24 protein-coding genes and 2 tRNA genes are annotated in these 21,416 nt (G+C 60.3%); 16 read left to right on the plus strand and 10 right to left on the minus strand.

Annotated features, from left to right (window positions below; translation table 11 throughout):
* Together B7X90_RS11375 and B7X90_RS11380 are read right to left on the minus strand one after the other, a co-directional pair.
* Positions 1-230, minus strand: a 230-nt coding sequence (locus tag B7X90_RS11375) for a S1 RNA-binding domain-containing protein (protein WP_292624545.1), incomplete at its 3' end; no start/stop codon positions are given.
* Positions 231-458: 228 nt separating this feature from the next.
* Positions 459-2,138, minus strand: a complete 1,680-nt coding sequence (locus tag B7X90_RS11380; RefSeq protein WP_292624547.1) for a hypothetical protein — start codon at positions 2,136-2,138, stop codon at positions 459-461.
* A 202-nt stretch (positions 2,139-2,340) separates the two neighbouring features.
* On the opposite strand from B7X90_RS11380, the gene B7X90_RS11385 reads away from it, so the two are divergent.
* Together B7X90_RS11385 and B7X90_RS11390 are read left to right on the plus strand one after the other, a co-directional pair.
* Complete coding sequence (locus B7X90_RS11385) at positions 2,341-2,619, plus strand: CopG family ribbon-helix-helix protein (protein ID WP_292624549.1); 279 nt, start codon at positions 2,341-2,343, stop codon at positions 2,617-2,619.
* Positions 2,607-2,900: a type II toxin-antitoxin system RelE/ParE family toxin gene (locus B7X90_RS11390; protein ID WP_292624551.1), complete on the plus strand. Its 294-nt coding sequence runs from the start codon at positions 2,607-2,609 to the stop codon at positions 2,898-2,900. The genes B7X90_RS11385 and B7X90_RS11390 overlap by 13 nt, the downstream gene beginning before the upstream one ends.
* 169 nt (positions 2,901-3,069) lie before the next feature.
* On the opposite strand, the gene B7X90_RS11395 is transcribed toward B7X90_RS11390, so the two are convergent.
* Genes B7X90_RS11395 through aroA form a run of 3 tightly spaced genes read right to left on the minus strand, consistent with a single transcriptional unit; the run spans position 3,070 to position 5,287 of the window.
* Positions 3,070-3,696: a d(CMP) kinase gene (locus B7X90_RS11395; RefSeq protein WP_292624553.1), complete on the minus strand. Its 627-nt coding sequence runs from the start codon at positions 3,694-3,696 to the stop codon at positions 3,070-3,072.
* On the minus strand, positions 3,693-3,950 hold the full coding sequence (locus tag B7X90_RS11400; RefSeq protein ID WP_292624555.1) for a permease: 258 nt from the start codon (positions 3,948-3,950) through the stop codon (positions 3,693-3,695). Before B7X90_RS11400 ends, B7X90_RS11395 begins: the two co-directional genes overlap by 4 nt.
* Positions 3,947-5,287: a 3-phosphoshikimate 1-carboxyvinyltransferase gene (gene aroA, locus B7X90_RS11405; RefSeq protein WP_292624585.1), complete on the minus strand. Its 1,341-nt coding sequence runs from the start codon at positions 5,285-5,287 to the stop codon at positions 3,947-3,949. Before aroA ends, B7X90_RS11400 begins: the two co-directional genes overlap by 4 nt.
* Positions 5,288-5,484: 197 nt before the next feature.
* Here aroA and B7X90_RS11410 point away from each other — a divergent pair, with 197 nt between their 5' ends.
* Positions 5,485-5,802, plus strand: a complete 318-nt coding sequence (locus B7X90_RS11410; RefSeq protein ID WP_292624557.1) for a TIGR02300 family protein — start codon at positions 5,485-5,487, stop codon at positions 5,800-5,802.
* A gap of 156 nt (positions 5,803-5,958) precedes the next feature.
* A tRNA-Ala gene (locus tag B7X90_RS11415) sits at positions 5,959-6,034 on the plus strand.
* Positions 6,035-6,181: 147 nt separating this feature from the next.
* On the opposite strand, the gene B7X90_RS11420 is transcribed toward B7X90_RS11415, so the two are convergent.
* Entirely contained in the window at positions 6,182-7,123 is a 942-nt protein-coding gene (locus B7X90_RS11420; RefSeq protein WP_292624558.1) for a 2-oxoglutarate and iron-dependent oxygenase domain-containing protein, read from the minus strand.
* A 63-nt stretch (positions 7,124-7,186) separates the two neighbouring features.
* Between B7X90_RS11420 and B7X90_RS11425 the strand changes: the two genes are divergently transcribed.
* The 3 genes from B7X90_RS11425 to B7X90_RS11435 all read left to right on the plus strand — a co-directional run bounded on the left by B7X90_RS11425 (position 7,187) and on the right by B7X90_RS11435 (position 8,364).
* The gene (locus B7X90_RS11425; protein WP_292624559.1) at positions 7,187-7,645 is read left to right on the plus strand and encodes an EVE domain-containing protein; all 459 of its coding nucleotides are present in this window, start codon (positions 7,187-7,189) and stop codon (positions 7,643-7,645) included.
* 80 nt (positions 7,646-7,725) lie between these two features.
* A complete protein-coding gene (locus B7X90_RS11430) occupies positions 7,726-7,908 on the plus strand; it encodes a CsbD family protein (protein WP_292624561.1) in 183 nt (60 codons plus the stop codon).
* Positions 7,909-8,091: 183 nt separating this feature from the next.
* Positions 8,092-8,364 (plus strand): hypothetical protein, encoded by a 273-nt coding sequence (locus tag B7X90_RS11435; protein ID WP_292624563.1) that lies wholly within the window; start codon positions 8,092-8,094, stop codon positions 8,362-8,364.
* Between the two features lie 198 nt (positions 8,365-8,562).
* Here the strand turns inward: B7X90_RS11435 and B7X90_RS11440 are convergent, their stop codons facing one another.
* On the minus strand, positions 8,563-9,873 hold the full coding sequence (locus B7X90_RS11440) for an MFS transporter (RefSeq protein ID WP_292624565.1): 1,311 nt from the start codon (positions 9,871-9,873) through the stop codon (positions 8,563-8,565).
* Positions 9,874-10,011: 138 nt separating this feature from the next.
* Between B7X90_RS11440 and pgsA the strand changes: the two genes are divergently transcribed.
* Entirely contained in the window at positions 10,012-10,605 is a 594-nt protein-coding gene (gene pgsA / locus B7X90_RS11445; RefSeq protein WP_292624566.1) for a CDP-diacylglycerol--glycerol-3-phosphate 3-phosphatidyltransferase, read from the plus strand.
* A gap of 159 nt (positions 10,606-10,764) precedes the next feature.
* Here the strand turns inward: pgsA and B7X90_RS11450 are convergent, their stop codons facing one another.
* The 3 genes from B7X90_RS11450 to rnd form a co-directional block, all read right to left on the minus strand.
* On the minus strand, positions 10,765-11,100 hold the full coding sequence (locus B7X90_RS11450; protein WP_292624568.1) for an endonuclease domain-containing protein: 336 nt from the start codon (positions 11,098-11,100) through the stop codon (positions 10,765-10,767).
* Between the two features lie 114 nt (positions 11,101-11,214).
* On the minus strand, positions 11,215-12,111 hold the full coding sequence (locus tag B7X90_RS11455) for a hydrogen peroxide-inducible genes activator (RefSeq protein ID WP_292624570.1): 897 nt from the start codon (positions 12,109-12,111) through the stop codon (positions 11,215-11,217).
* Between the two features lie 7 nt (positions 12,112-12,118).
* Positions 12,119-13,336, minus strand: coding sequence for a ribonuclease D (rnd, locus tag B7X90_RS11460; RefSeq protein ID WP_292624572.1), 1,218 nt, complete (start codon positions 13,334-13,336; stop codon positions 12,119-12,121).
* A 179-nt stretch (positions 13,337-13,515) separates the two neighbouring features.
* Between rnd and aspS the strand changes: the two genes are divergently transcribed.
* The 8 genes from aspS to B7X90_RS11500 all read left to right on the plus strand — a co-directional run bounded on the left by aspS (position 13,516) and on the right by B7X90_RS11500 (position 21,375).
* On the plus strand, positions 13,516-15,297 hold the full coding sequence (gene aspS / locus B7X90_RS11465; protein WP_292624573.1) for an aspartate--tRNA ligase: 1,782 nt from the start codon (positions 13,516-13,518) through the stop codon (positions 15,295-15,297).
* A 118-nt stretch (positions 15,298-15,415) separates the two neighbouring features.
* The gene (locus B7X90_RS11470; protein ID WP_292624576.1) at positions 15,416-15,652 is read left to right on the plus strand and encodes an acyl carrier protein; all 237 of its coding nucleotides are present in this window, start codon (positions 15,416-15,418) and stop codon (positions 15,650-15,652) included.
* A gap of 148 nt (positions 15,653-15,800) precedes the next feature.
* The gene (fabF, locus tag B7X90_RS11475; RefSeq protein ID WP_292624578.1) at positions 15,801-17,063 is read left to right on the plus strand and encodes a beta-ketoacyl-ACP synthase II; all 1,263 of its coding nucleotides are present in this window, start codon (positions 15,801-15,803) and stop codon (positions 17,061-17,063) included.
* A gap of 11 nt (positions 17,064-17,074) precedes the next feature.
* Entirely contained in the window at positions 17,075-18,052 is a 978-nt protein-coding gene (gene mltG, locus B7X90_RS11480) for an endolytic transglycosylase MltG (RefSeq protein WP_292624579.1), read from the plus strand.
* 259 nt (positions 18,053-18,311) lie between these two features.
* Complete coding sequence (locus tag B7X90_RS11485; protein ID WP_292624580.1) at positions 18,312-18,845, plus strand: 2'-5' RNA ligase family protein; 534 nt, start codon at positions 18,312-18,314, stop codon at positions 18,843-18,845.
* Positions 18,846-18,876: 31 nt separating this feature from the next.
* Positions 18,877-20,160, plus strand: coding sequence for an adenosylmethionine--8-amino-7-oxononanoate transaminase (locus B7X90_RS11490; protein ID WP_292624582.1), 1,284 nt, complete (start codon positions 18,877-18,879; stop codon positions 20,158-20,160).
* A 76-nt stretch (positions 20,161-20,236) separates the two neighbouring features.
* Positions 20,237-20,312, plus strand: a tRNA-Thr gene (locus tag B7X90_RS11495).
* 94 nt (positions 20,313-20,406) lie between these two features.
* On the plus strand, positions 20,407-21,375 hold the full coding sequence (locus tag B7X90_RS11500) for a DUF6538 domain-containing protein (RefSeq protein WP_366409686.1): 969 nt from the start codon (positions 20,407-20,409) through the stop codon (positions 21,373-21,375).
* The last annotated feature ends 41 nt before the right edge of the window (positions 21,376-21,416 follow it).

Genomic DNA, 21,416 nt, shown 5'->3' on the forward strand with positions numbered 1-21,416 from the left:
ACTTCCACTTCATCGCCGACCGAAAGGCCGTGCGGCTGGCCGGGCGAGGCGAATTCGCGCAGGGCAACGCGGCCCTCGCTCTTCAGGCCTACGTCGATGACGGCCTTGTCGTTTTCGATGGCAGTGATGGTGCCCTTGACGACGCGGCCTTCAAAGCCACCGTTGGCGGCTCCGCCAAGCGATTCGTCAAGCAGCGCGGCAAAATCGTCGCGCGACGGGTTGGTAGCCATTAATCAAGCTTCCTGTAACAAATATACCGGCCAGGCGGTTGTTTCCGCCGGTCTTTCCTCCACGCCCCGCACCATGCGAACCGTGGGCCAAAAAGGGCCGAACCGCCCCCGAAGCCGAACGCTGGCGGAGGCATCCGAGCGGGCGTGAGCCTGCGCAGATGGGCGGCGCTTAGGCGCATGGGTCGGGAAAAGCAAGGAAAATGGGGGTGCCGGTAAACGCGGTACGTTCTATGATGGTCGCTTAACTGGCCCGCTACGATGAGTGAGGGAGTTGGCTTGCGTCCGATCTTTCGACTGTTCGTTCATCTTGCTATGGGTGGCCTTCAAGCCCGCTTGAACCGTCTTTGTTACGAACTGCACAGGCTTTGAAGCGACAACTGCCGCCGAACCTCGATAGACTATTTCGACAAGATTGACTGTGGATCGGGCGGTCCTGACAGCCGTCGTTTGTAAGCCAACACCTAACGCAGCAATGGCATCACCGTTGTTTTGATATGATTTCCACGCACTATGCGATCCTGCAAGGATTGCGACGATGCCGACACCGCCAATGCCGGAAGCAACGCCATCCAAAACAGCATTGCCTATGTCGATAACAGTTCCGCCCAGCGCCAGATCAATGGCTTCAGACAGTTCCTCGTCCGAAAATCCGCCATCGATAGCATCGGTCTTCTGCGCAACTTCGGACGTTGTAATGATGGGGATGTGATCTTCGACGCTGTTGATGTAGCTGACGCTGTCGGTAGCTTTGATCTGGATTGCTACCCCGTCGATGACAATGTCGGTGTCGGGGTGATTGAAATTTGCAAACCTTTCGCCGCCAAAATCTCGTTCGACCAGCTTTTCAAAATAAGCGCCCTTGGTCAACGACGCCAGACCAATCAAAGATTCGGTTGGCATGGCAAGAGCCTCCTGCCAAATTTCGAAGTCAGTCATGCCAGCGAAATTGCCATTCACTTCACGAAGTGAATCGAAAACGCTCCCGGCTTGGATGACGTCATGAACCAACGATCCTGCACCGGCTGCAACTCCTGCGAATAAGCCAGCGGTGAGAGCGTGGTCCGGTGCGAAAAGGATGTCGCGACTATCGGGAATTGCTTGGATTGCAGCCATTTTGGCCTGTGCCACTCTTCGGTCAACGATCGCTTTGAATTCGCGATATTGCTCTTCAGCTATGATGACGGTTGGCGATGTGTTCAGTTTCTCCAGTGCGGTCTCAAGCGCCAGTATTTGACGCTCAACTTCCTCAAGCGCGCTCCGATTGCGCGTTAGCATCAACCACCATTTTAGCTTGCGCTTGTCTAACGCGGATTTGAACTGGGTGTCCGCCTCCTGAACGAGGCGACGCAAATGGGGAAGCTCTTCCTCAAGCCGCATCTTGGCCTTGACCTCAGGCAATGCTTCGTGCCGCCGCCGGATTGCAGACTTCACCAATTGATCGGCGTCTCGACAAAGCTGCGCAATCCTGGCTTCGCGTTCTTCTTTGGCCTCCTTGTCGAGCAGGTCATTAAGATGCTGATCCAGCATCGGTGCCCATATCTGCAAGTAAGCGCTGGCATCTCCGGAAGATGTCTTTTCTTGGCTGAGGCGGTCTATTGCAGCCTTAAGAGGTTTCGACTCTGTGACTGCCATAGCAGCAACGATATGTTGCTGTTGATCGATGAAGGTTTGATAGCGCCGCTGTTCTGCACGTCCCAAAAACAAGATGCACACTGACCCGAAGGCAACAGTTAGAATGCTGGTCAAAACTGGATGGCTTTCAAGGCCGCTTTGCCAAGGTGTCCAGATCAACGCGCTCATATAAAGCAATCCAGCACCGGCACAGAATGATACTACTGCTCTATTGCGACGCTTTTTCACTCTAATTTCAATCTGTTCGCACGCAGCTAAGGTTTCATAGAACTGCATTGAACTCCGCCTCCTGCCCACGATAATTTGTTTACCTACCGTAATGTTCTCCATATGTCGTCAACAACCTGCTGTAGGAAGGACTTTTCTACGGCATTACATGCGGTTGGATGGTGGTGGTGGATGGGCAAGTCCGGTGGACATCGTTACCAGCTTGATGTAGTATCGAAGGGTAATACCTAGCGCTACTAAAGGCTCGCCAATGCCCGCTGTCACATCCATCAAGCTCGATGACGCGCTTAAAGGCCGTGTCCAGCAGCTTGCCCAGACCCGCCGCCGCACGTCCCACTGGATTATGCGTGAGGCCATCGCGCAATATGTCGAGCGTGAGGAAAAGCGGGAGTCCTTTCGTCAGGACACGCTGAAGGCGTGGGATGAATTTCAGGCGACTGGCCTGCACGCTACGGCTGACGAGGTCGAAAAATGGCTGGCAAGCTGGGGTTCCGACAATGAGTTGCCTGCGCCCGAATGCCACAAATAATTTATTCCACTGCAGCAATCCGTGACCTTCGGCGGCTTCGGGATTTTCTGCAGCCGAAAAGCGCGGATGCTGCCCGCCGCGCAGGTGAGGCCATCGTTCGCAGCGTCAAGCTTTTGGGAAGCCATCCACACATTGGCCGCATGGTGGATGACCTTCCCGAGGACTTCCGCGAGTGGGTGATCGACTTCGGGGATAGCGGGTATGTTGCACGTTATCGGGTGGACGGTGATGTTGTGACCGTTCTTGCCATCCGCCATCAGCGCGAGGCTGGTTTTAAGTAGCCATCGTCGCAAACCCACCCCGCTGCGACTAACGCTTTCTGCGAAAGCGCAAGTCTCGCGGCCCTCCCGCCTGCGGGAGGGCGCAGAAGAAGGGCGAGACGCAGCGTTCATTTCCCCCCTCCCGCAGGCGGGAGGGGTTGGGGGTGGGTCTGCGCGTCAGCGCATTACATCACCCCCGCGCCACCTGCTTCTCCACCAGCGCAACAGCCGTCGCCACCGCCATCTCCCGCGTCAAATTCGACGTATCCAGCAACGCCGAACCCACAGCCTGCCGCAATGGAGCCTCCGCCCGGTTCCGGTCACGCTCATCGCGTTCTGCCAGATCAGCCTCAATTGCCTCGCGCGCCACGTCCTTGCCCAGGCCTTTCATCTCCGCCCAGCGCCGCATCGCGCGCGCGCTTACGCTGGCGGTGACGAACAGCTTGGCGTCGGCGTGAGGGGCGATCACGGTGGCGATGTCGCGGCCGTCCAGCACCGCGCCGCCGGGCTGGTTCGCGAAGGCCTGCTGCCGCGCCAGCAGCGCCGCGCGCACCGCTGGATGCACCGAAACGCGGCTGGCATAGCCGCCGGTTTCTTCGCTGCGCAGTTCGGGATCGTCCAGCAGGCTTTCGGGAAAGCCGCACGCCGCCAGCGCAGCGTGGGCATCATCGGGATTGCCGCCGCTCAGGAAAACCTGCCGCCCCACCGCGCGGTAGAGCAGCCCGGTGTCCAGATGTGGCAGGCCGAAATGCGCGGCCAGCGCCTTGGCGATGGTGCCTTTGCCCGAAGCGGTCAGGCCGTCCACGGCGATGATCATTGCTTGTCTCTCCGCGCCCGCAGCGCTTTAACCAACCCCCAGATGGCAATCGCCGCCCAGAAGAATTCCAGCACGAACGAAGCCGGGTTCATGTGGACCAGCAGCGATACCGTCAACAATGCCGCGCCCAGCAGGTTGACGCCATGCTGCACAAACGGATTGGGCCGCTCCACCTTGGTGACATAGGCATAGGCGAGCACGATGCACGCCGTCCCGCAAAACCCGACGATATTGGCAAGCGTTCCGTCGATCACGCTGCTGCTGCGCCTTCAGGTCGAACACTGGCCAGCAGGCTTTCGAACACCGGAAAGCTGGTGGCGATGGGCCGCGTGTCGTCCACTTCCACGCCGCGCTTGCTGGCGATTCCGGCAATCGCCATCGCCATCGCAATGCGGTGGTCAAGGTGCGTCACCACGCTTGCGCCGTCTGCCGTGCCGTGCAGCGGATCGCCGCCCGTGCCATCGATAATGAGGCCGTCCTCGGTCTCGGTCACGGTCGCGCCTGCCAGTTCCAGCGCGGCGCGCATTGCGCTGATCCGGTCGCTTTCCTTCACACGCAGTTCTTCCAGCCCGGTGGTCACGGTGCGGCCCTTGGCGAGCGCGGCGGCCACGAACAGCACCGGGAATTCGTCCACCATGCTCGGCACCACGGCAGGGTCCACAGCGATGCCGGTCAGCAGCGAATGGCGCACACGCAGGTCGGCCACCGGCTCACCACCCACATCGCGCCGGTCCAGTTCCTCAATGCTCCCGCCCATCAGCCGCAGCACATCGAACAGCGCGGCGCGCGTGGGGTTCAGCCCGACGTTTTCCACCACAAGATCAGACCCTTCGACCAGCAGCGCGGCCACCACAAAAAACGCGGCAGACGATGGATCGCCCGGCACCACGATGTCCTGCGGCTTAAGTTCCGCCTCACCGCGCACACGGATCACCCGCGCGCCGTCATCGGCAATATCCACCGTCAACTCCGCACCAAACCCGCGCAGCATCCGCTCCGAATGGTCGCGGGTGGGGATTGGTTCGATCACCGTGGTGATTCCCGGCGTGTTCAGTCCGGCCAGCAAGATGGCGCTCTTCACTTGCGCCGATGCCACCGGCAGCCGGTATGCGATCGGCACTGCAGGAGAAATGCCGCGCAGGGTGAGGGGGAGCCGCCCGCCGGGGCTGGCAGTAAATTCCGCGCCCATGGTGGAGAGCGGATCGATCACGCGCCCCATCGGTCGTTTGGACAGCGAACCATCGCCCACGAATGTCGCGGTGATCGGATGCGTGGCGACCAGCCCCATCAGCAGCCGCGTCGATGTGCCCGAATTGCCCATGTCGAGCGCCACATGCGGTTGCAGCAGTCCGCCCACACCCACGCCATGCACGTGCCACATGCCGTCTGCATCGCGCTCAATCGTCGCGCCCATCGCGCGCATGGCGGCGGCGGTGGACAGCACGTCCTCGCCCTCCAGCAGCCCCGTCACCCGCGTCTCACCCACCGCCAGCGCGCCCAGCATGATAGAGCGGTGGCTGATCGACTTGTCGCCCGGCACGCGAATTCGCCCGGTCAGCGGGCCGGAGGCGGTGAAGCGGCGGGGGCGCATTTCAGCGGGATCGTGTGAGGACACGTTGGGTCTTTCGGATCGGGGAGGGCGGATAAAGCGCGCGGCTTTTGACAGCAGCGCGCCGCTATGGCAAGGCGCGCGCTCTCTTGATTCCGTGGATGCGCGGACCCATCAAGTGTGCAGTTTCTCCGCCCGCGCGAAATCCTTCAGCGCCGGGCCAGTCTTGAGGAAGTTTCATGGTCAAGCCGGAATGGGGCACCAAGCACGGTTGTCCGAAGTGTGGCACCCGCTTCTACGATCTGGGCAAAACCGACCCGATCACCTGCGTCGAATGCAAGTACACCTGGACCGCCGAGCCGGTGCTGAAGTCGAAGCAGCCGATCCCCTATGAGGAGATCCAGAAGGAGAAGGCCGATGTCGCGCCTGACGTCGATCTGGCCGACGAAGATATTGACATCGACGACGATGGCGATTCGCCCGACAATGATGTTGACCTTGGCGGTGACGACGATCTTGGCGTGCCCGGCAAGAGCGGCGACGACGACGAAGTTTGATTCATTTCGGAGCCGATCTTCCGGGTCGGCTCCGAAAAATTTCCGCAGGCGGTTTTTTCGTCTTGCCAGTCCGGGCACTCTCCCTTAGAGGCGCGGCTCCCGGCGAGATAGACCCGCCGGAACAGCCTTCTTCCCACGGGAGGCTGTTGGAAATATGGGGCCTTAGCTCAGCTGGGAGAGCGCCTGCATGGCATGCAGGAGGTCAGCGGTTCGATCCCGCTAGGCTCCACCATTTCCCTCCAAAAGGCCGCCTTCGGGTGGCCTTTTTGCGTTTGGGGCGCGTGTCTTGGCGTTGATTCCCGATGTGCACCTAAATGCACCTAAACTACACCAAACTGCACTCAAGACGCCACAACGCGCCTTGAGTGCAGCGCTGACGCTACTTTTTCAGCCCAATTTCGCGCAGGCGTTCCTGCAGGTAATCGTCCGCCGTGATCGACACCGGATAGCGGTCAGGATTCTCATCCGTGATGCACTGCGCCAGCGTCTCAAACCGGAAATCGCTGCGCAGGTGCAGGAAGAACGGCATCGAATAGCGGCTGTGCTGCGCGCGCTCTCCTTCCGGGTTGCGCACGCGGTGCGTGGTTGATGGCAGGACGTGATTCGTCAGGCGTTGCAGCATGTCGCCGATGTTGACCGCCAGCGCGCCTTGAGGTGGGGAAACGCTGATCCAATCGCCTGATTTCGTGCGCAATTCCAGCCCGGCTTCCTCTGCGCCGAGTAGCAGCGTGATCAGGTTGATGTCCTCATGCGCCCCCGCCCGAATCGCACCAGGCTCCGCATCGGCGGGTAGCGGCGGATAATGGAGCAGGCGCATCACGGAGTTTCCGTCCTCGATCGCTGGATCGAACCAGTGTTCGTCCAGCCCAAGCCAAACCGCAATCCGTGCCAGAATGCGCGCGCCGACGCGGTCGAATTCCGCATAGAGTTCCTCGAACGTCTCGCGGAAACCTTCGGGGCGGGTGGGCCAGATGTTGGGGAACATCGACATGCCGGCGAGCGGATGATCGGCTGGGAGATCGCGGCCGACGTGCCAGAACTCCTTGAGATCGTGGCGTTTTGCCCCCTTGGCGATTTCGGTGCCGAAGGGCGTGTAACCACGCGCGCCGCCAAGGCCCTCGATGTAGTAGCTGCGCTTCTCGTCCTCGGGCAGCGCGAAAAATTCGGCTGTGAGTTTCCACGCGCGGGCGATCAGGTCCGGGGCGATGCCGTGATCTTTCACCATCGCGAAGCCGAAGGTCTGGAAGCTTTCGCCCAGTTCGCGCGAAAGCGCATCGGGCGCGGTGGTCAAGGAGATCACCGGGAGGGTTTTGAGGGGCATGGTGTTCCAGTTCGCAAATTTGTCGCTATGGAAACCGCCTTAACGGGATTCTCGCGGGGTTTCATGACCAAAATCAACGCTACTGAAATCGACTGGGCCGACACCACTGACCGCAACCTCTGGCTGATGAAGTCGGAGCCCGACGTCTATGGCTGGGACGATCTTGTGGCAGAGGGCGAGGGAACGTGGGACGGTGTGCGCAACCATCTGGCCGCGCGCAATCTGCGCACGATGCAGCCGGGCGATCTGGCGTTCTTCTATCATTCCAATATCGGGATCGAAATCGTGGGTGTGATCGTGATCAGCCAAGGTGGGCTGATCGATCCGACTGACCCTGAAGGCAAGTGGGCGGCGGTTAAGGTGAAAGCTGTCAAGAAGCTGCCGCAGACCGTGACGCTCAAGCAGGTAAAGGCGACGCCGGAATTGCAGAACATGGACTTGATCCGCCTGTCTCGCCTGTCGGTGGGGGCAGTGCGACCGGAGGAGTGGGCGCTGGTTCTGAAGATGGCGGGTGTCGACTGACGGGAACCGGATTGGCCTGTCAGGCGTAGTATTCTCCGAGAGGGCGATAGGTTTCGCCCGATAAATCAAGGAGATTCCCTGTGGGTGAAATGACCGACAAGGCCAAGGGCCTCGCCAACGAAGCTGCCGGCAACGTCAAGCAGGCCGTGGGCAAGGCAACCGACAACCAGAAGCTGCAGGCCGAAGGCATTGCGCAGGAGCGCAAGGGTGAAGCCCAGCAGGTTGCGGGCAAGGTCAAGGGCGCGCTGGGCGACAAGGTCTGAGCGTGAACTGACACAGTTTCGACTGGCGGAAAGTCTTCCCCGTCGGTTGGAGAAAGGGCCGTCCCATAAGGGGCGGCCCTTTGCGTTTGAGCGCTGCACGCCAACCTGTCCCGGCTTGGAACGATCCCGAAAATGGGGGAAAGCCGGGATACCTAAAGGTGAATAATTCGTTAAGCAGGTGTCATGAACAGGTCGCTTGCCACCGCCGCTTCGGGTGCCGTTTATGGCACCGCCCGTCATTCATTCCGCGCATCGCTGCCGCGCCACGCGCTGCGCGAACTGCCCAAGCTGGAGCCGGAAGTGATTGCCGCCATGCGCCGGGCCGAGGAGCGACTGCGGGAAATGGAAGTGCGGTCTGAGCCGGTCAATATCAAGCGTATCACTATGCAAGATGTGCGCGAGTTTCTAATTGCCTATTGCGCGTGCTTCATGGCGGTAATGGCGTTTATCGCCTGAAGGGCAGTTCCAAGCCTTTTCGTCACAGCAGGTGGCGAAGCCCAAATTTGACCGTCATCTTGAACTTGTTTTGCTGCGCTGGCCTTCGGCTCAGGATCTATTTCGCCAATCAAGCTGCTGCGTGTGGCGATAGATGGACCCTGAAACAAGTTCAGGGTGACGAGAATTGGTGTGAAGCGGGCCTTGCTCCACTCCCAGCTATGCGGCTCTTGCGGCCCTTTCAGCCTTGTACAGCAGCCAGCCTAGCCATGCAGACACGACGCACATTGCCGCACCAAGCAGGAGTTGGTCGACCAGCGCAACACCTAAGCCGCTGAGACCGCCTGCGACCAGCGCGCCGACCACCATTGCGCCGGAATTGACGATGTTATTTGCGGCAATTGTCCGTGCGGTTTCCGATTTGTCGACCACCGTGGTGAGGAACGCATAGAGCGGCACTACGAACATGCCGCCCGCCACCGCGATGCCCAGCAGCGACAGCAGCAGCGGGATGGCCAGCGGCTGGACGATGAAGGTGGCGACGTCCATCAATTGCTGCTCTGGCATGTCCGGCCACAGCCTGCACACCATGTAGAAGGCCACGACGAACACGCCCATCGCGATTACCGATGCAGGCGAATAGCGTGCCGAGACGGTGCCCTTGAGCAGCGCGTTGATTGACATCGAGCCAATAGCGATGCCGACGGAGAACATCACTAAAAACAGGCTAGCCACTTCCTTGCTGGCATAGAGCACGTTCTTGGCAAGCGGCGGAAACTGGATGAACAATACCGTGCCGACCGTCCAGAAAAAGCTGATGGCGATGATGGCCATGAACACCTGACGGTGCCGCGTGGTGTTGCGGATCAGCCGCCAGGACGACGTGAAGACGTTGAAATCGATCTTCTGCGCTTCTTGCATCGGTGGGGCAGGGGGCACCTGCCGCCCGGAAAAATAGCCGACCAGCGCGGTGAGCACGACGCCACCAGCGGCGACTTCGACCGGTATCCAGCCTGCCAGAATCGTGCCAGCAAGGATGGCGATATAGGTGCCTGCCTCTACCAGTCCTGTGCCAGCGAGGACTTCATTGTCGTGCAGATGCTGTGGCAGGATCGCATATTTGATCGGGCCAAAGAACGTGGAATGGACGCCCATCGCCAGCAGTGCAGCGAGCATCAGGGGGATGGCAATGGCTTCCACTTCCATGCCCATCCACGCCATGACAAGGCCAGCGCCGCCGACCACCATGATCGCGATTTCGCAGGCCTTTACGACGCGAATGATTTTGGCCTTGTCGCGCATGTCGGCCAGTTGCCCGGCGAGCGCGGAGAGCAGAAAGAACGGCAGGATGAACAGGCCCGAGGCGATTGCGGAAAAGCGCGCCTCTTCCGCTTCGGAACTGTAGACGCTGTACACCACGTACAGGACCATCGCGTTCTTGTAGAGATTGTCGTTGAAAGCCCCCAGAAGCTGGGTGACGAACAATGGCAGGAAGCGGCGCGTGCGCACCAGATGTGTCGATGTTGTCATGAACCCTTTGCCGACATCTTCCGTTGTGCGCACCCTTAGCCCGGTAAGGGGCATGGGCAAGAAGTTTTGAAGTTTGCTGCGGTAGGGCGTGAATGTTGCGATTCCGTTTGTCGCAATTGCGCGCTATGCCCAGCCTCGATGTTGACACTGCCCAACCTGCTCACACTGTCACGGATCGTGACTGTCCCCTTGCTCGCGGTGCTGCTGTGGTGGCCGGAATGGCGGTTGGGTTATGGCCTTGCCTTCGGTGTGTACTGCCTGATGGGGATAACCGACTATTTCGACGGCTACCTTGCCCGTGCGCAGGGCGCGGTGAGCAAGCTGGGGATTTTCCTCGATCCGATTGCCGACAAGATCATGGTTGTGGCGGTGATCCTGGTGCTCACCGCCCAAGGAATTCTGCGCGGGCCTTATGTGGGCGACATGCATGTGATCGCCGGGCTGGTGATTCTGCTGCGTGAAATTGCGGTTTCGGGCCTGCGCGAATTTCTGGGCGGGTTGCGGGTTTCAGTGCCAGTCAGCCGATTGGCAAAATGGAAGACGACTTTCCAGATGATCTCGCTGGGCGCGCTGATTCTGGGGCAGGCATTGCCCGGATGGCAGATGCCGGTGGGCGGGATTTCGGTGAACGTGCCGCATACGGTAGGGCTGACAACGCTGTGGGCAGCGGCAGTTCTGACGGTGATTACCGGGTGGGATTACCTGCGCGTGGGCTTGAAGCACATGGATTGACTGTTTTTCTTCCCCCTTGATGGGGGAAGGAAGACGTAGCTTGCGAACTTGTTCGCTAGCGCAGGCTGGTTGGGGGTGATTTTCGGACGCAGGCCTTGCTTCACCCCCATCCAACTTCGGCTAGACGGCAAGCCGCCAAGCCTGCGTATCCTTCCCCCATCAAGGGGGAAGGGGGGATGCGCGCAAGTTCGTAGCGATGACTCGTACGACACCGTCTGGATTTTCGAGAACGTCGTTGTTCCAAAACCTCAGGACGCGATACCCTTCGTTGCGGACCTGCGTATCGCGCCATGCATCCATTTCTGGACTGTGTTGGCCACCGTCGACTTCGATCACGATGCGGTCGCGATGACTGGCGAAGTCCACGATGGCATGAGCGATTGGAACCTGCCTGCGAAAACGTGCTTCTGGAAAGCACACACGCAAAAGACGCCACATTGATTTTTCCGCTTCAGTCGGATTGCGGCGCATCTCGCGGGCGTGTTTGATCGCCATAGGGGGTGGGGCCTTCTTCACGCCGCACAGGGTAAGCAACGTTGAAGGGTGCGCCACAATAGCTAGTTCGACAATGGCCCTAACTCGGGTTCCCTCCAGTAAGGAGGAAGGGGGCTAACCCGCCCGCAATTCGCCCGCCAGCATCCTGAATTCCTCGGCGCGTGGACTGTTTCTACGCCAGACCAGCGCGATGTCGCGCCAGGCGTGGTCGGCGGTCAGGGGGCGGACGACGATGTTGGTGTCGTGGAGGATGCCTGCGTCGATGGCCATTTGCGGGAGCATGGTGAGGCCGAGGCCATTGTCTACCATCTGCACCAGCGTGTGCAGGGACGTGCCGATCATCGTGGCGCTGGCGCGCATTTCAGGGCGGTTGCAGGCGGCCAGCGCGTGTTCTTTAAGGCAGTGGCCGTCTTCGAGCAGAAGCAGACGCGTTTCGTCGATCATACTGGCGGTGATCGTGGGGGGCGGATCGCGCGGATCATCCTTGGGGAAGGCGACCAGCAGTTCGTCCTTGAACAGGAGCTCCGCCTCGACCTCGCCCGTGGCGTAGGGGAGGGCGAGCAGCACGCAATCGGCGCGGCCATGGTGCAGCGATTCGATGGCGGCAGCGCTCGGTTCCTCACGCAGGAACAGCTTCAGCTGCGGGCGTTCCTTGCGCAGGCGCGGGAGGATGCGTGGGAGCAGGAACGGGGCGATGGTGGGTATCACGCTCATGCGCAATTCGCCTGCCAAGGGTGCCCCGTGGCTCTGGACGAGTTCGGAGAGTTCCTCGGCCTCGCGCAGCAGGCGGTGCGCCTTGGCGACGACTTGATTGCCGAGCGGGGTGAAGCGGACGACGCGGCGGGTGCGTTCCACCAGTACCACGCCGAGCAGTGATTCCAGTTCGCGCAGGCCCGCCGAGAGGGTGGATTGCGAGACGAAGCACGAATCAGCCGCGCGGCCGAAATGCCCGTGTTCGTGCAGCGCGACGAGGTATTGCAGCTGCTTGAGCGTGGGCAGGTAGGTGCTCATTTCGAGGTCATTCGTCGACGTGGACGACGACTTCGACGACTTCGTCCTTGTCGGCGATGTTATCGATGTGCGCCATTTTGAGCTTGCCGCCCACCACCGCGAAGGCGAGCTTGCCTTCGACCAGTTCCAGCGCATCGCGTCCGAACTGTTCGAAGCGCCAGCCTTCGAGGATGGCGAGGTTCTTGCGCTGTCCTGCGGCGAGCAGTTCCAGATCGTCTGTCCGGGCGAGCAGGCGGGCAGCGATGTCGATCTCGCGGCTGCGGATTTTCAGTAGCAACTTGAGCAGATCGGCAACCAGGGCGCCTTCCTTGCCCAGCGGAGCGCCGCGCGGTGTCTTGGGAGGCATTTCCGCGTCGGTCATGGGCTTGGACTCGGCGAGCGTCTGCATCAGGCGGCGGCCGATGTCGTTTTCCTTCCATCCGGCGGAGAGGCCGCGCACTTTGGCAAGGTCTGCCTGATCGCGCGGGGGGTGGCTGGCAATGTCGGCCAGCGTTTCATCGCGCATGATGCGGCCGCGCGGGATGTTCTTGTCCATCGCCTCCCGCTCGCGCCATGCGGCAAGGGCCTTGAGGCGGCCGAGGACGGCGGTGTTACGGCTGGGCGCGCGGATGCGCTGCCATGCGGTTTCCAGATCGACGCGGTAATGCTCCGGGTCGGCCAGCTTCTCCATCTCGATATCCAGCCATTCGCCGCGCCCGGTCTTTATCAGGCGCTTGAGCAGCTTGGGGAAAATCTTGGAGAGGTGGGTGACATCGCCGATGGCATATTCGATCTGGCGTTCGGTCAGGGGGCGGCGCGACCAGTCGGTAAAGCGCGCGCCCTTATCGATGGTGAGACCGAGCCATGATTCGACGAGGTTGGAGTAGCCGATCTGTTCGGACTGGCTGACTGCCATCATCGCGATCTGCGTATCGAAGATCGGGTGCGGGGTCTTGCCCGTCAGGTTGTAGATGATTTCCACATCCTGCCCACCGGCGTGGAAGACTTTCAGCACGTCTTCATTGTCGCACATCAGGTCGAGCAGTGGCTTCAAGTCGATACCCGGAGCCAGCGGATCGATCGCGGCGGCTTCCTTGTCATCGGCGATCTGGACGAGGCACAGTTCCGGCCAGAACGTGTTCTCACGCATGAATTCGGTGTCGACGGTGATGAAATCGGCTTTGGCCAGACGCTCGCACAGATCGGTGAGCGCTTCTGTCGTGGTGATGAGGGGATGTATCTTCATCGGTCTTTTCTGTATGGCGCGCGAAACATGCGGCGCGGTGGTGCCCCCTGCCGGGGACGTCGCCTTGGCCCCCTGCCTTGTTAAGCGTGAAGGGCCGTGGCTTGACAAATCCGCGGCCATCGCCTGTTAGCCGCGAGAGTTTCCCCTGCCCGATTGCAGACCGATTGGAAAGAGTTTCGATGCACCTTTATCGTTCCCATACCTGTGGCGCCCTGAAGCGCGACGATGTCGGGCAGACCGTCCGCCTTTCGGGCTGGGTGCACCGCAAGCGCGATCATGGCGGCGTGCTGTTCGTCGATCTGCGCGATCATTATGGCATGACGCAGATCGTGGCCGACGTGGACAGCCCGGCGCTGGCGATCCTTGAAGGACTTCGCGTGGAATCGGTGGTGACCATTGATGGCACCGTGAAGGCGCGGTCAGAGGGCACGGTCAATCCGAACCTGCCGACCGGCGCGATCGAAGTCTATGCGCGTGGGGCGACGGTGCTTTCGGCTGCGGAAGAACTGCCGATGCCGGTGGCGGGCGAGCAGGAATATCCTGAGGATATCCGCCTGCGCTATCGCTTCCTCGATCTGCGGCGCGAGACGCTCCACGCCAATATCGTGACGCGCACCAAGGTCATTTCAGACATGCGCCGCCGCATGGAAGGCGCTGGGTTTACCGAGTATTCGACGCCGATCCTGACGGCTTCCAGCCCCGAAGGCGCGCGCGATTTCCTCGTGCCGAGCCGCATCCATCCGGGCAAGTTCTATGCGCTGCCGCAGGCGCCGCAGCAGTACAAGCAGCTGCTGATGGTGGCTGGCTTTGACCGTTACTTCCAGATCGCACCTTGCTTCCGCGATGAAGATCCGCGTGCTGATCGGCTGCCGGGCGAGTTCTACCAGCTCGATCTGGAGATGAGCTTCGTCACGCAGGAAGAAGTGTGGGAGACGATGGAGCCGGTGATCGGCGGGGTGTTTGAAGCCTTTGCTAATGGTCGCAAGGTTACGCCGACCGGCAGCTTCCCCCGCATTCCCTATGCGGAATCGATGCTGAAGTACGGGTCGGACAAGCCGGATCTGCGCAACCCGATCATCATTTCCGACGTCTCGGACGAGTTCACCCAGTCCGGTTTTGGCCTGTTTGAGAAGATCGTCGGTACCGGCGGCGTTGTTCGCCTAATCCCGGCACCGGGCACGGCGGAGAAGAGCCGCAAGTTCTTCGATGAAATGAACGATTGGGCGCGCGCCGAAGGTCATGCAGGGCTTGGCTACGTCACGCGCAAGGGCGGTGAATTCGGCGGGCCGATTGCCAAGAACCACGGGGCCGACAAGATGGCCGTGTTGTTCGACAAGCTGGGACTTGGCCCCGACGACGGCTGCTTCTTCGCCGCTGGTAAGGCCGAACAGGCCGCAAAGCTGGCAGGGGCTGCGCGCACCCGCGTGGCCGACCAGCTGGGCCTGATCGACAAGGACAGCTTCGAGCTGTGCTGGATCGTGGACTTCCCGTTCTACGAATGGGACGAGGAGAACAAGAAGGTCGAATTCAGCCACAACCCATTCTCGATGCCGCAGGGCGGGATGGATGCGCTGTGCAATCAGGACCCGCTGACGATCAACGCCTTCCAGTACGATCTGGTGTGCAACGGCTATGAAATCGCGTCCGGCTCGATCCGCAACCAGTCGCCCGAAACAATGGTCAAGGCGTTTGAAATCGTGGGCCTGAGCAAGGAAGACGTGGAAGAGCGCTTTGGCGGCCTTTACCGCGCGTTCCAGTATGGCGCGCCGCCGCACGGTGGCATGGCAGCGGGCGTTGACCGCGTGGTCATGCTGATCTGTGGCGCACAGAACCTGCGCGAAATCACGCTGTTCCCGATGAACCAGCGTGCCGAAGACCTGCTGATGGGCGCGCCTTCACCGGCGGCTTTGAAGCAGCTGCGCGAACTGAACGTCCGCGTGGTTGAACAGACCAAGAGTTGAGCCGGAACGGGCGCGTGTTGGGGGTGATCCACAGTCCACCCCTTGCCAGCGTGGCCCGCGTTCATTAGGGCGAAACCCGAAACCAGAATTCCAACGCTTTCCTTCGAAGGGGCATTCCATGAGCGATACCGCCGAGCGCGTTAAGAAGATTGTTGTCGAGCACCTCGGCGTCGAGGCCGACAAGGTCACCGAAGAGGCCAGCTTTATCGATGATCTGGGCGCAGACTCGCTCGACATCGTCGAACTGGTGATGGCGTTCGAAGAAGAATTCGGCGTCGAGATCCCCGACGATGCGGCCGAGAAGATCTCGACCGTGCAGGACGCGATCAAGTACATCGACGAAAACAAGGGCTGATCGCCCAAAATCCCCCTTTGCCCTGAGCTTGTTGAAGGGCTGTCGCGGCATCGCCAATCCAGAAGTGGCGCTCCCGGCAGGGTGGACTTAGGCAGGCTCAGCCCTCTTCGAGGGGCTGGGCCTGTTTGCTTATTTACCGGAGAATTCAATGCGTCGTGTCGTCGTAACCGGACTTGGCCTCGTCACCCCTCTGGGCGCGGACGTTGAAACCGTTTGGAAAAACCTGCTCGCCGGTAAAAGCGGTGCGGGGCCAATCACCAGGTTCGATACCAGCGATCACAAGTGCAAGATCGCCTGCGAGGTGAAGCCTGCGGATCATGAGTTCGGCTTCGATCCGGGCAAGCGCGTTGACCACAAGATCCAGCGCCAGGTCGATCCGTTCATCGTGTTCGGTATCGATGCTGCAGGTCAGGCCATCGAAGACGCCGGGCTTGCTGACATGGACGATGACCTGAAGACGCGCACCGGATGCTCGATCGGTTCGGGCATTGGCGGGTTGCCGGGGATTGAAAGCGAATCGATTGTCCTGAAAGAAAAAGGGCCGAGCCGCGTTTCGCCGCACTTCGTGCATGGCCGCCTGATCAACCTGATCTCGGGCCAGGTTTCGATCAAGTACGGCCTGATGGGACCGAACCATGCGGTCGTCACCGCCTGCTCCACCGGGGCGCACTCGATTGGCGATGCCGCGCGTATGATCAAGGACGGCGATGCCGACGTGATGCTGGCGGGTGGGGCTGAAAGCACGATCAACCCGCTGGGCGTGGCAGGCTTTGCACAGGCTCGCGCGCTCAACTGCAGCTATAATGACCGCCCGACCGAAGCGAGCCGGCCTTATGACAAGGACCGCGATGGCTTTGTCATGGGCGAAGGTGCGGGCGTGGTGGTGCTTGAGGAATACGAGCACGCCAAGGCGCGCGGTGCAAAGATCTATGCTGAAGTCGTCGGCTATGGCCTGTCTGGCGATGCCTACCACGTGACCGCGCCGCACCCCGAAGGTAAGGGCGCGGAACTGGCCATGCGCATGGCGCTGAAGAAGGCCGGGATGACCGCAGGTGACATCGACTATGTCAACGCACACGGCACTTCGACGATGGCCGATACGATTGAACTGGCAGCGGTAAAGCGCGTGCTGGGCGATGACCTTTCGGGCGCTTCGATGAGCAGCACCAAGTCTGCCATCGGTCACTTGCTTGGTGGTGCAGGCGCAGTGGAAGCAATCTTCTGCATCCTGGCCATTCGTGACCAGATCGTGCCGCCAACGCTGAACCTGCACAATCCCGATGAGGGCACCGAAGGCGTTGACCTCGTGCCGCATACTGCCAAGCGTCGCAAGGTTCGCGCCGCACTGAACAATTCGTTCGGGTTTGGCGGCACCAACGCCAGCGTCATCGTCAAAGCGCTGGAAGACTGAGGACAAGATCAATGGCCCGCCGTCGTCGTTCGAAGCTGCCGCTGTTTGCGGTGGTTCTATTGGTGGTGGGCGCATTGGGCTGGCTGGCTGGTGGCTGGGTTTCGACTGGGCCACTTGAGCAGCAGATCGAGTTCGATGTCGGCGCGGGCGCGGGCCTGAGCGTGTTGTCAGACGATCTGGAAGAGCAAGGTGCGATCCGATCGGCCACGCTGTTCAAGCTACGTGCGTCGCTGCTGGGCGGTGGGACGGAAGTCCGCAAGGGTTCGTTCCTGATCCCCAAAGGGGCGAGCGAGGCTACAGTTCTCGAAATCCTGAAGGGCGACAAGGTGATTCGCCGCCTCATCACCATTCCCGAAGGTATGCCTTCGATCATGGTGGCCGAGCGGCTGATGGCGAACAAGGATTTGACCGGGCCTGTGTCAGCGCCCGGAGAAGGTACGGTTTTGCCCGACAGCTATGATTGGCAGAAGGGTGAAGCCCGTGCTGCGGTGCTGAAGCGTATGCAGGCAGCGATGGACAAGACGCTGGGGGAATTGTGGGCCAAACGCTCACCGCGCACGGTGGCCAAGACGCCGCAGGAAGCGCTGATCCTTGCCTCGATTGTCGAGAAGGAAACCGGAAAGCCCGAAGAGCGCCGCATGGTGGCCGGGCTGTATTCCAACCGCGTGCGCCAAGGGATGTTGCTACAGGCAGACCCGACGATCATCTACCCGATTACCAAGGGAAAACCACTGGGACGGCGCATCCGCCAGTCCGAAATTCAGGCAGTGAACGGGTACAACACTTATACCATGGTCGGCCTGCCGAACGGACCAATTACCAATCCTGGGCGGGCATCAATCGCAGCCGTGCTTGATCCTGCCGAAACGGAAGCACTTTTCATGGTAGCCAATGGCACAGGTGGGCATGTTTTCGCTGATACGCTGCAGCAGCACAACGCCAACGTTGCAAAGTGGTTTGCCTTGCGCAAGGCGAGGGGCGATCTGTGAGCAACTGCGAAAATCTTGTCCGTAATGGTGGCTAAGTTCTTCCATTGTTAAGAGGTTACTCCTAAGGTTTTTTACGGAGGCACCGGGATAGAGTTCGCTCTACCCAGAATCCGGGGAACATTGCGGCTGTACCGAGCCGCCTGTGAAAGCAGGCATTTGCGGTTTTGCCGAGTGTTCCCATCTCCGCCCTTTCGGGCACTTTCCAATAAATCTGGCAATATGCGTCTGACAGTTCGTCTGCTTTGTGCGAAGCAGGCGCATGATTTCTACTGAAGATCGCGCGCCGTTGATCGTGACGGCGACGTTGCCCGGTGATTTACAAGCCTGGGCAGACCGTCTGCGGAAGGCGCATTTTCCGCCTGAACGAAATTACCTCACCGCCCATGTGACATTGTTTCACGCACTGCCGTTTAATGTGCTGGGTGAGGCGAAGGCGTTGCTGGCCAGGCTGGCGGGCGAGCATTCTCCGGTTTCTGCACGGATCGACACCGTGATGGATCTTGGCAGTGGCACCGCTTTCAGTATCCATTGCCCTGCCATGCTTGATTTGCGCGCTGAGGTTGCTGAGCATTTCCACGGAATGCTGACCGCGCAGGACCGTGGCAAACCTCGCCTCCATGTGACGGTGCAGAACAAGGTACGGCGGGCCGAATCGATTGCGCTGCAACAGCGGCTGGCGGCGGAATTCTACCCTCGTGAATTTGCTTTTGCCGGCCTTGCGTTGCACCACTATCGCGGCGGGCCGTGGGAAGATGCAGGGCGCTGGGCCTTTCGGGGCAAGCGAAAGGCTTGATCGCAGGCGCAAGGCAGGACAGGGCAGGGGGATGAACGACCTTCCTGATTGGTACACGTCCGGGCGCAACCATGTGTGGCTGCCCTATACCCAGATGCAGACGGTGCGGCCACCGCTGCCGGTGGTATCGGCGCAAGGCACGCGGCTGCGGCTGGCGGACGGGCGTGAACTGGTGGATGGGATTTCCAGCTGGTGGGCCTGCGTTCACGGCTATCGCCATCCCCACATCGAGGAGGCGGTGCAGCGGCAGTTGCAGACCTTGCCACACGTCATGCTTGGGGGTTTGGCGCATGAGCAGGCCTATGTTCTGGCCAGGCGGCTGGCGGCGCTGCTGCCGGGTGACCTGAACCACGTGTTCTTCAGCGATTCGGGATCGGTCGCGGTGGAAGTGGCGATGAAGATGGCAGGGCAGTTCTGGCTCAACCGCGGGCAGCGGCGTGTGAAGTTCCTGTGTTTTCGCGGCGGATATCATGGGGATACCTTCGCCACAATGAGCGTGTGCGACCCGGATGAGGGGATGCACAGCCTGTTCAAGGGCGCGTTGCTGGAGCAAGTCGTGGTTGATCTCCCGCGCGATGCCGCAGGCGAAGCGGCGCTGGGTGAGGTGATCGCACGGCACAAAGGCGAACTGGCCGGAATCGTGGTAGAACCACTGGTGCAGGGCGCTGGGGGCATGGTGTTCCACGATAGCTTCACGCTGCAAGCCTTGCGGAGGCTGGCCGATGAGCACGATCTGCTGTTGATCTTCGACGAGATATTTGTGGGACTGGGCCGATTGGGCGATGCGATGTTTGCCTGTCAGATCGCCGACGTGCAGCCTGATATCTTAACGCTCTCGAAGGCGCTTACCGGCGGCACGCTGCCTTTGGCGGCCACTATCGCCAGCACGCGCATTCACGACGGCTTTCTGTCGGATGATCCGATGCACGCGCTGATGCACGGTCCTACCTATATGGGCAACGCCATGGGCTGCGCTGCGGCAAACGCCTCGCTGGACCTGTTCGAGCAGGAGCCAAGGCTGGCGCAGGCGCGGCACATCGGTGTGCGGCTGGAGCAGTTGTTGGCCCCATTGCGCGGCCTTGCAGGTGTCAAGGAGGTGCGCGTGCGCGGCGCGATCGGAGTGGTGCAGCTTGATCGGCCCGCACCGGCAGACCAGCTCTCTGCTGCCTGCATCGAACGTGGCGTCTGGCTGCGCCCCTTCCGCGACATCCTCTACACCACCCCCCCGCTGACCATTGGTGAGGAGGATCTGGAGCAAGTCGGCAGGGCCATGGTTTCAACGATCCGCAACTGGAGCGAAAGCCTCGCAAGTTGAACATGCATCTCGATGAGGAAAAACCCTTGCCTAGCCCGCAACCGATGGCTAAACGCCGCCCCTGCCCACAGGGTAGGCCGCTTTAGCTCAGTCGGTAGAGCACATCATTCGTAATGATGGGGTCAGGTGTTCGAATCACCTAAGCGGCACCATTTCTCATAAAAGCGTCGAAAAACAGTCGCTTGAGGGATCGTCTACCCAAAAATGTGACACACAAGTGTCGCACTTAAGGGTTGTAACACACGAGTGTCGCACAGACGGCCTACTGGCCTCTGGCGAAGGGGTGCGGTCTATCAGTATCGGATTCGCGTCCCTCACGATCTCATTTCACTGTTGGGAAAGACGCATCTGAGCCAATCGTTGAGGACATCGGTTCTCAGCGAAGCTTTGCGGACGGTTAGGAAGATCGCTTACGAGATCGAACTTGAGTTCGAGCGTGTGCGTTCCAGCGAAACATCGACAGTCATCGCTTCGCCACCTTCGCTAACAGCTTCATTTCCAGTTGTTCTTGATACCAGTCCGAAGGTTGCAAAACCGACTCTGGGTCAAACGATCACCGCATACATGAATGACCCAACACGATCTCTGACCGCGAAAAGTGAAGCTGTCTACAAAACGACATTTGCGACGATCTCGACCATACTTGGCGCAGATACGCTAATCGCCGATATAGGTCGCGATGCATGCCGCGACCTGCTGACGGTGATTCAACGATTGCCGTCTAATGCGCGCAAACGCTTCCCAACCATGACGCCGCGCGAAGCTGCGGAACATGCCGCTGCCACGGGAATTGCGCCGATGTCTGTGGCGAACATCAACGAATACATGAACAAGCTTTCGGTCCTCCTGAATTGGGCACTTCGTGAGGAATGGGTCACTCGCAATTCCGCCAGCGGCATTCGAGTTGCCGCTTCAACCAGCAGGCGTGATCGTCGCAGACCATTTTCTATCCAGCAATTGACCCGCATCTTCAATGCGCCCCTGTATCGAGGGTGCCGCGACGATGAGCACAATTATGCGAAAGTAGGCAAATCTCGTCCGCGTCGTGCTCGATTTTGGATTCCGCTCATCGGGTTGTTCACTGGGATGCGGCTCAATGAGATTTGCCAACTACACACGGCTGACCTCAGGCAGATCGATGGCTTTTGGTGTTTTGATGTAAGCGCGCATTTCGTAGCACGTTGCTTCCGGAGGCAGTGCAGCCATCATAGTTGACGCTGGACGAGACAGGCCACCGCAACGACGTCGGCGGGTCA

It is taken from the genome of Novosphingobium sp. 17-62-19 (assembly GCF_002256775.1).
GTDB lineage: Bacteria > Pseudomonadota > Alphaproteobacteria > Sphingomonadales > Sphingomonadaceae > Novosphingobium.

Coding starts and splice junctions, on each gene's coding strand:
- B7X90_RS11440 (WP_292624565.1), bottom strand. CDS start 9,873: ATGACAACATCGACACATCTGGTGCGCACGCGCCGCTTCCTGCCATTG.
- B7X90_RS11470 (WP_292624576.1), top strand. CDS start 15,416: ATGAGCGATACCGCCGAGCGCGTTAAGAAGATTGTTGTCGAGCACCTC.
- B7X90_RS11390 (WP_292624551.1), top strand. CDS start 2,607: ATGCCACAAATAATTTATTCCACTGCAGCAATCCGTGACCTTCGGCGG.
- B7X90_RS11380 (WP_292624547.1), bottom strand. CDS start 2,138: ATGCAGTTCTATGAAACCTTAGCTGCGTGCGAACAGATTGAAATTAGA.
- B7X90_RS11455 (WP_292624570.1), bottom strand. CDS start 12,111: ATGAGCACCTACCTGCCCACGCTCAAGCAGCTGCAATACCTCGTCGCG.
- B7X90_RS11395 (WP_292624553.1), bottom strand. CDS start 3,696: ATGATCATCGCCGTGGACGGCCTGACCGCTTCGGGCAAAGGCACCATC.
- B7X90_RS11490 (WP_292624582.1), top strand. CDS start 18,877: ATGAACGACCTTCCTGATTGGTACACGTCCGGGCGCAACCATGTGTGG.
- fabF (WP_292624578.1), top strand. CDS start 15,801: ATGCGTCGTGTCGTCGTAACCGGACTTGGCCTCGTCACCCCTCTGGGC.
- aspS (WP_292624573.1), top strand. CDS start 13,516: ATGCACCTTTATCGTTCCCATACCTGTGGCGCCCTGAAGCGCGACGAT.
- mltG (WP_292624579.1), top strand. CDS start 17,075: ATGGCCCGCCGTCGTCGTTCGAAGCTGCCGCTGTTTGCGGTGGTTCTA.
- B7X90_RS11450 (WP_292624568.1), bottom strand. CDS start 11,100: ATGGCGATCAAACACGCCCGCGAGATGCGCCGCAATCCGACTGAAGCG.
- rnd (WP_292624572.1), bottom strand. CDS start 13,336: ATGAAGATACATCCCCTCATCACCACGACAGAAGCGCTCACCGATCTG.
- B7X90_RS11435 (WP_292624563.1), top strand. CDS start 8,092: ATGAACAGGTCGCTTGCCACCGCCGCTTCGGGTGCCGTTTATGGCACC.
- B7X90_RS11420 (WP_292624558.1), bottom strand. CDS start 7,123: ATGCCCCTCAAAACCCTCCCGGTGATCTCCTTGACCACCGCGCCCGAT.
- pgsA (WP_292624566.1), top strand. CDS start 10,012: ATGTTGACACTGCCCAACCTGCTCACACTGTCACGGATCGTGACTGTC.
- B7X90_RS11385 (WP_292624549.1), top strand. CDS start 2,341: ATGCCCGCTGTCACATCCATCAAGCTCGATGACGCGCTTAAAGGCCGT.
- B7X90_RS11425 (WP_292624559.1), top strand. CDS start 7,187: ATGACCAAAATCAACGCTACTGAAATCGACTGGGCCGACACCACTGAC.
- B7X90_RS11485 (WP_292624580.1), top strand. CDS start 18,312: ATGATTTCTACTGAAGATCGCGCGCCGTTGATCGTGACGGCGACGTTG.
- B7X90_RS11410 (WP_292624557.1), top strand. CDS start 5,485: ATGGTCAAGCCGGAATGGGGCACCAAGCACGGTTGTCCGAAGTGTGGC.
- aroA (WP_292624585.1), bottom strand. CDS start 5,287: ATGCGCCCCCGCCGCTTCACCGCCTCCGGCCCGCTGACCGGGCGAATT.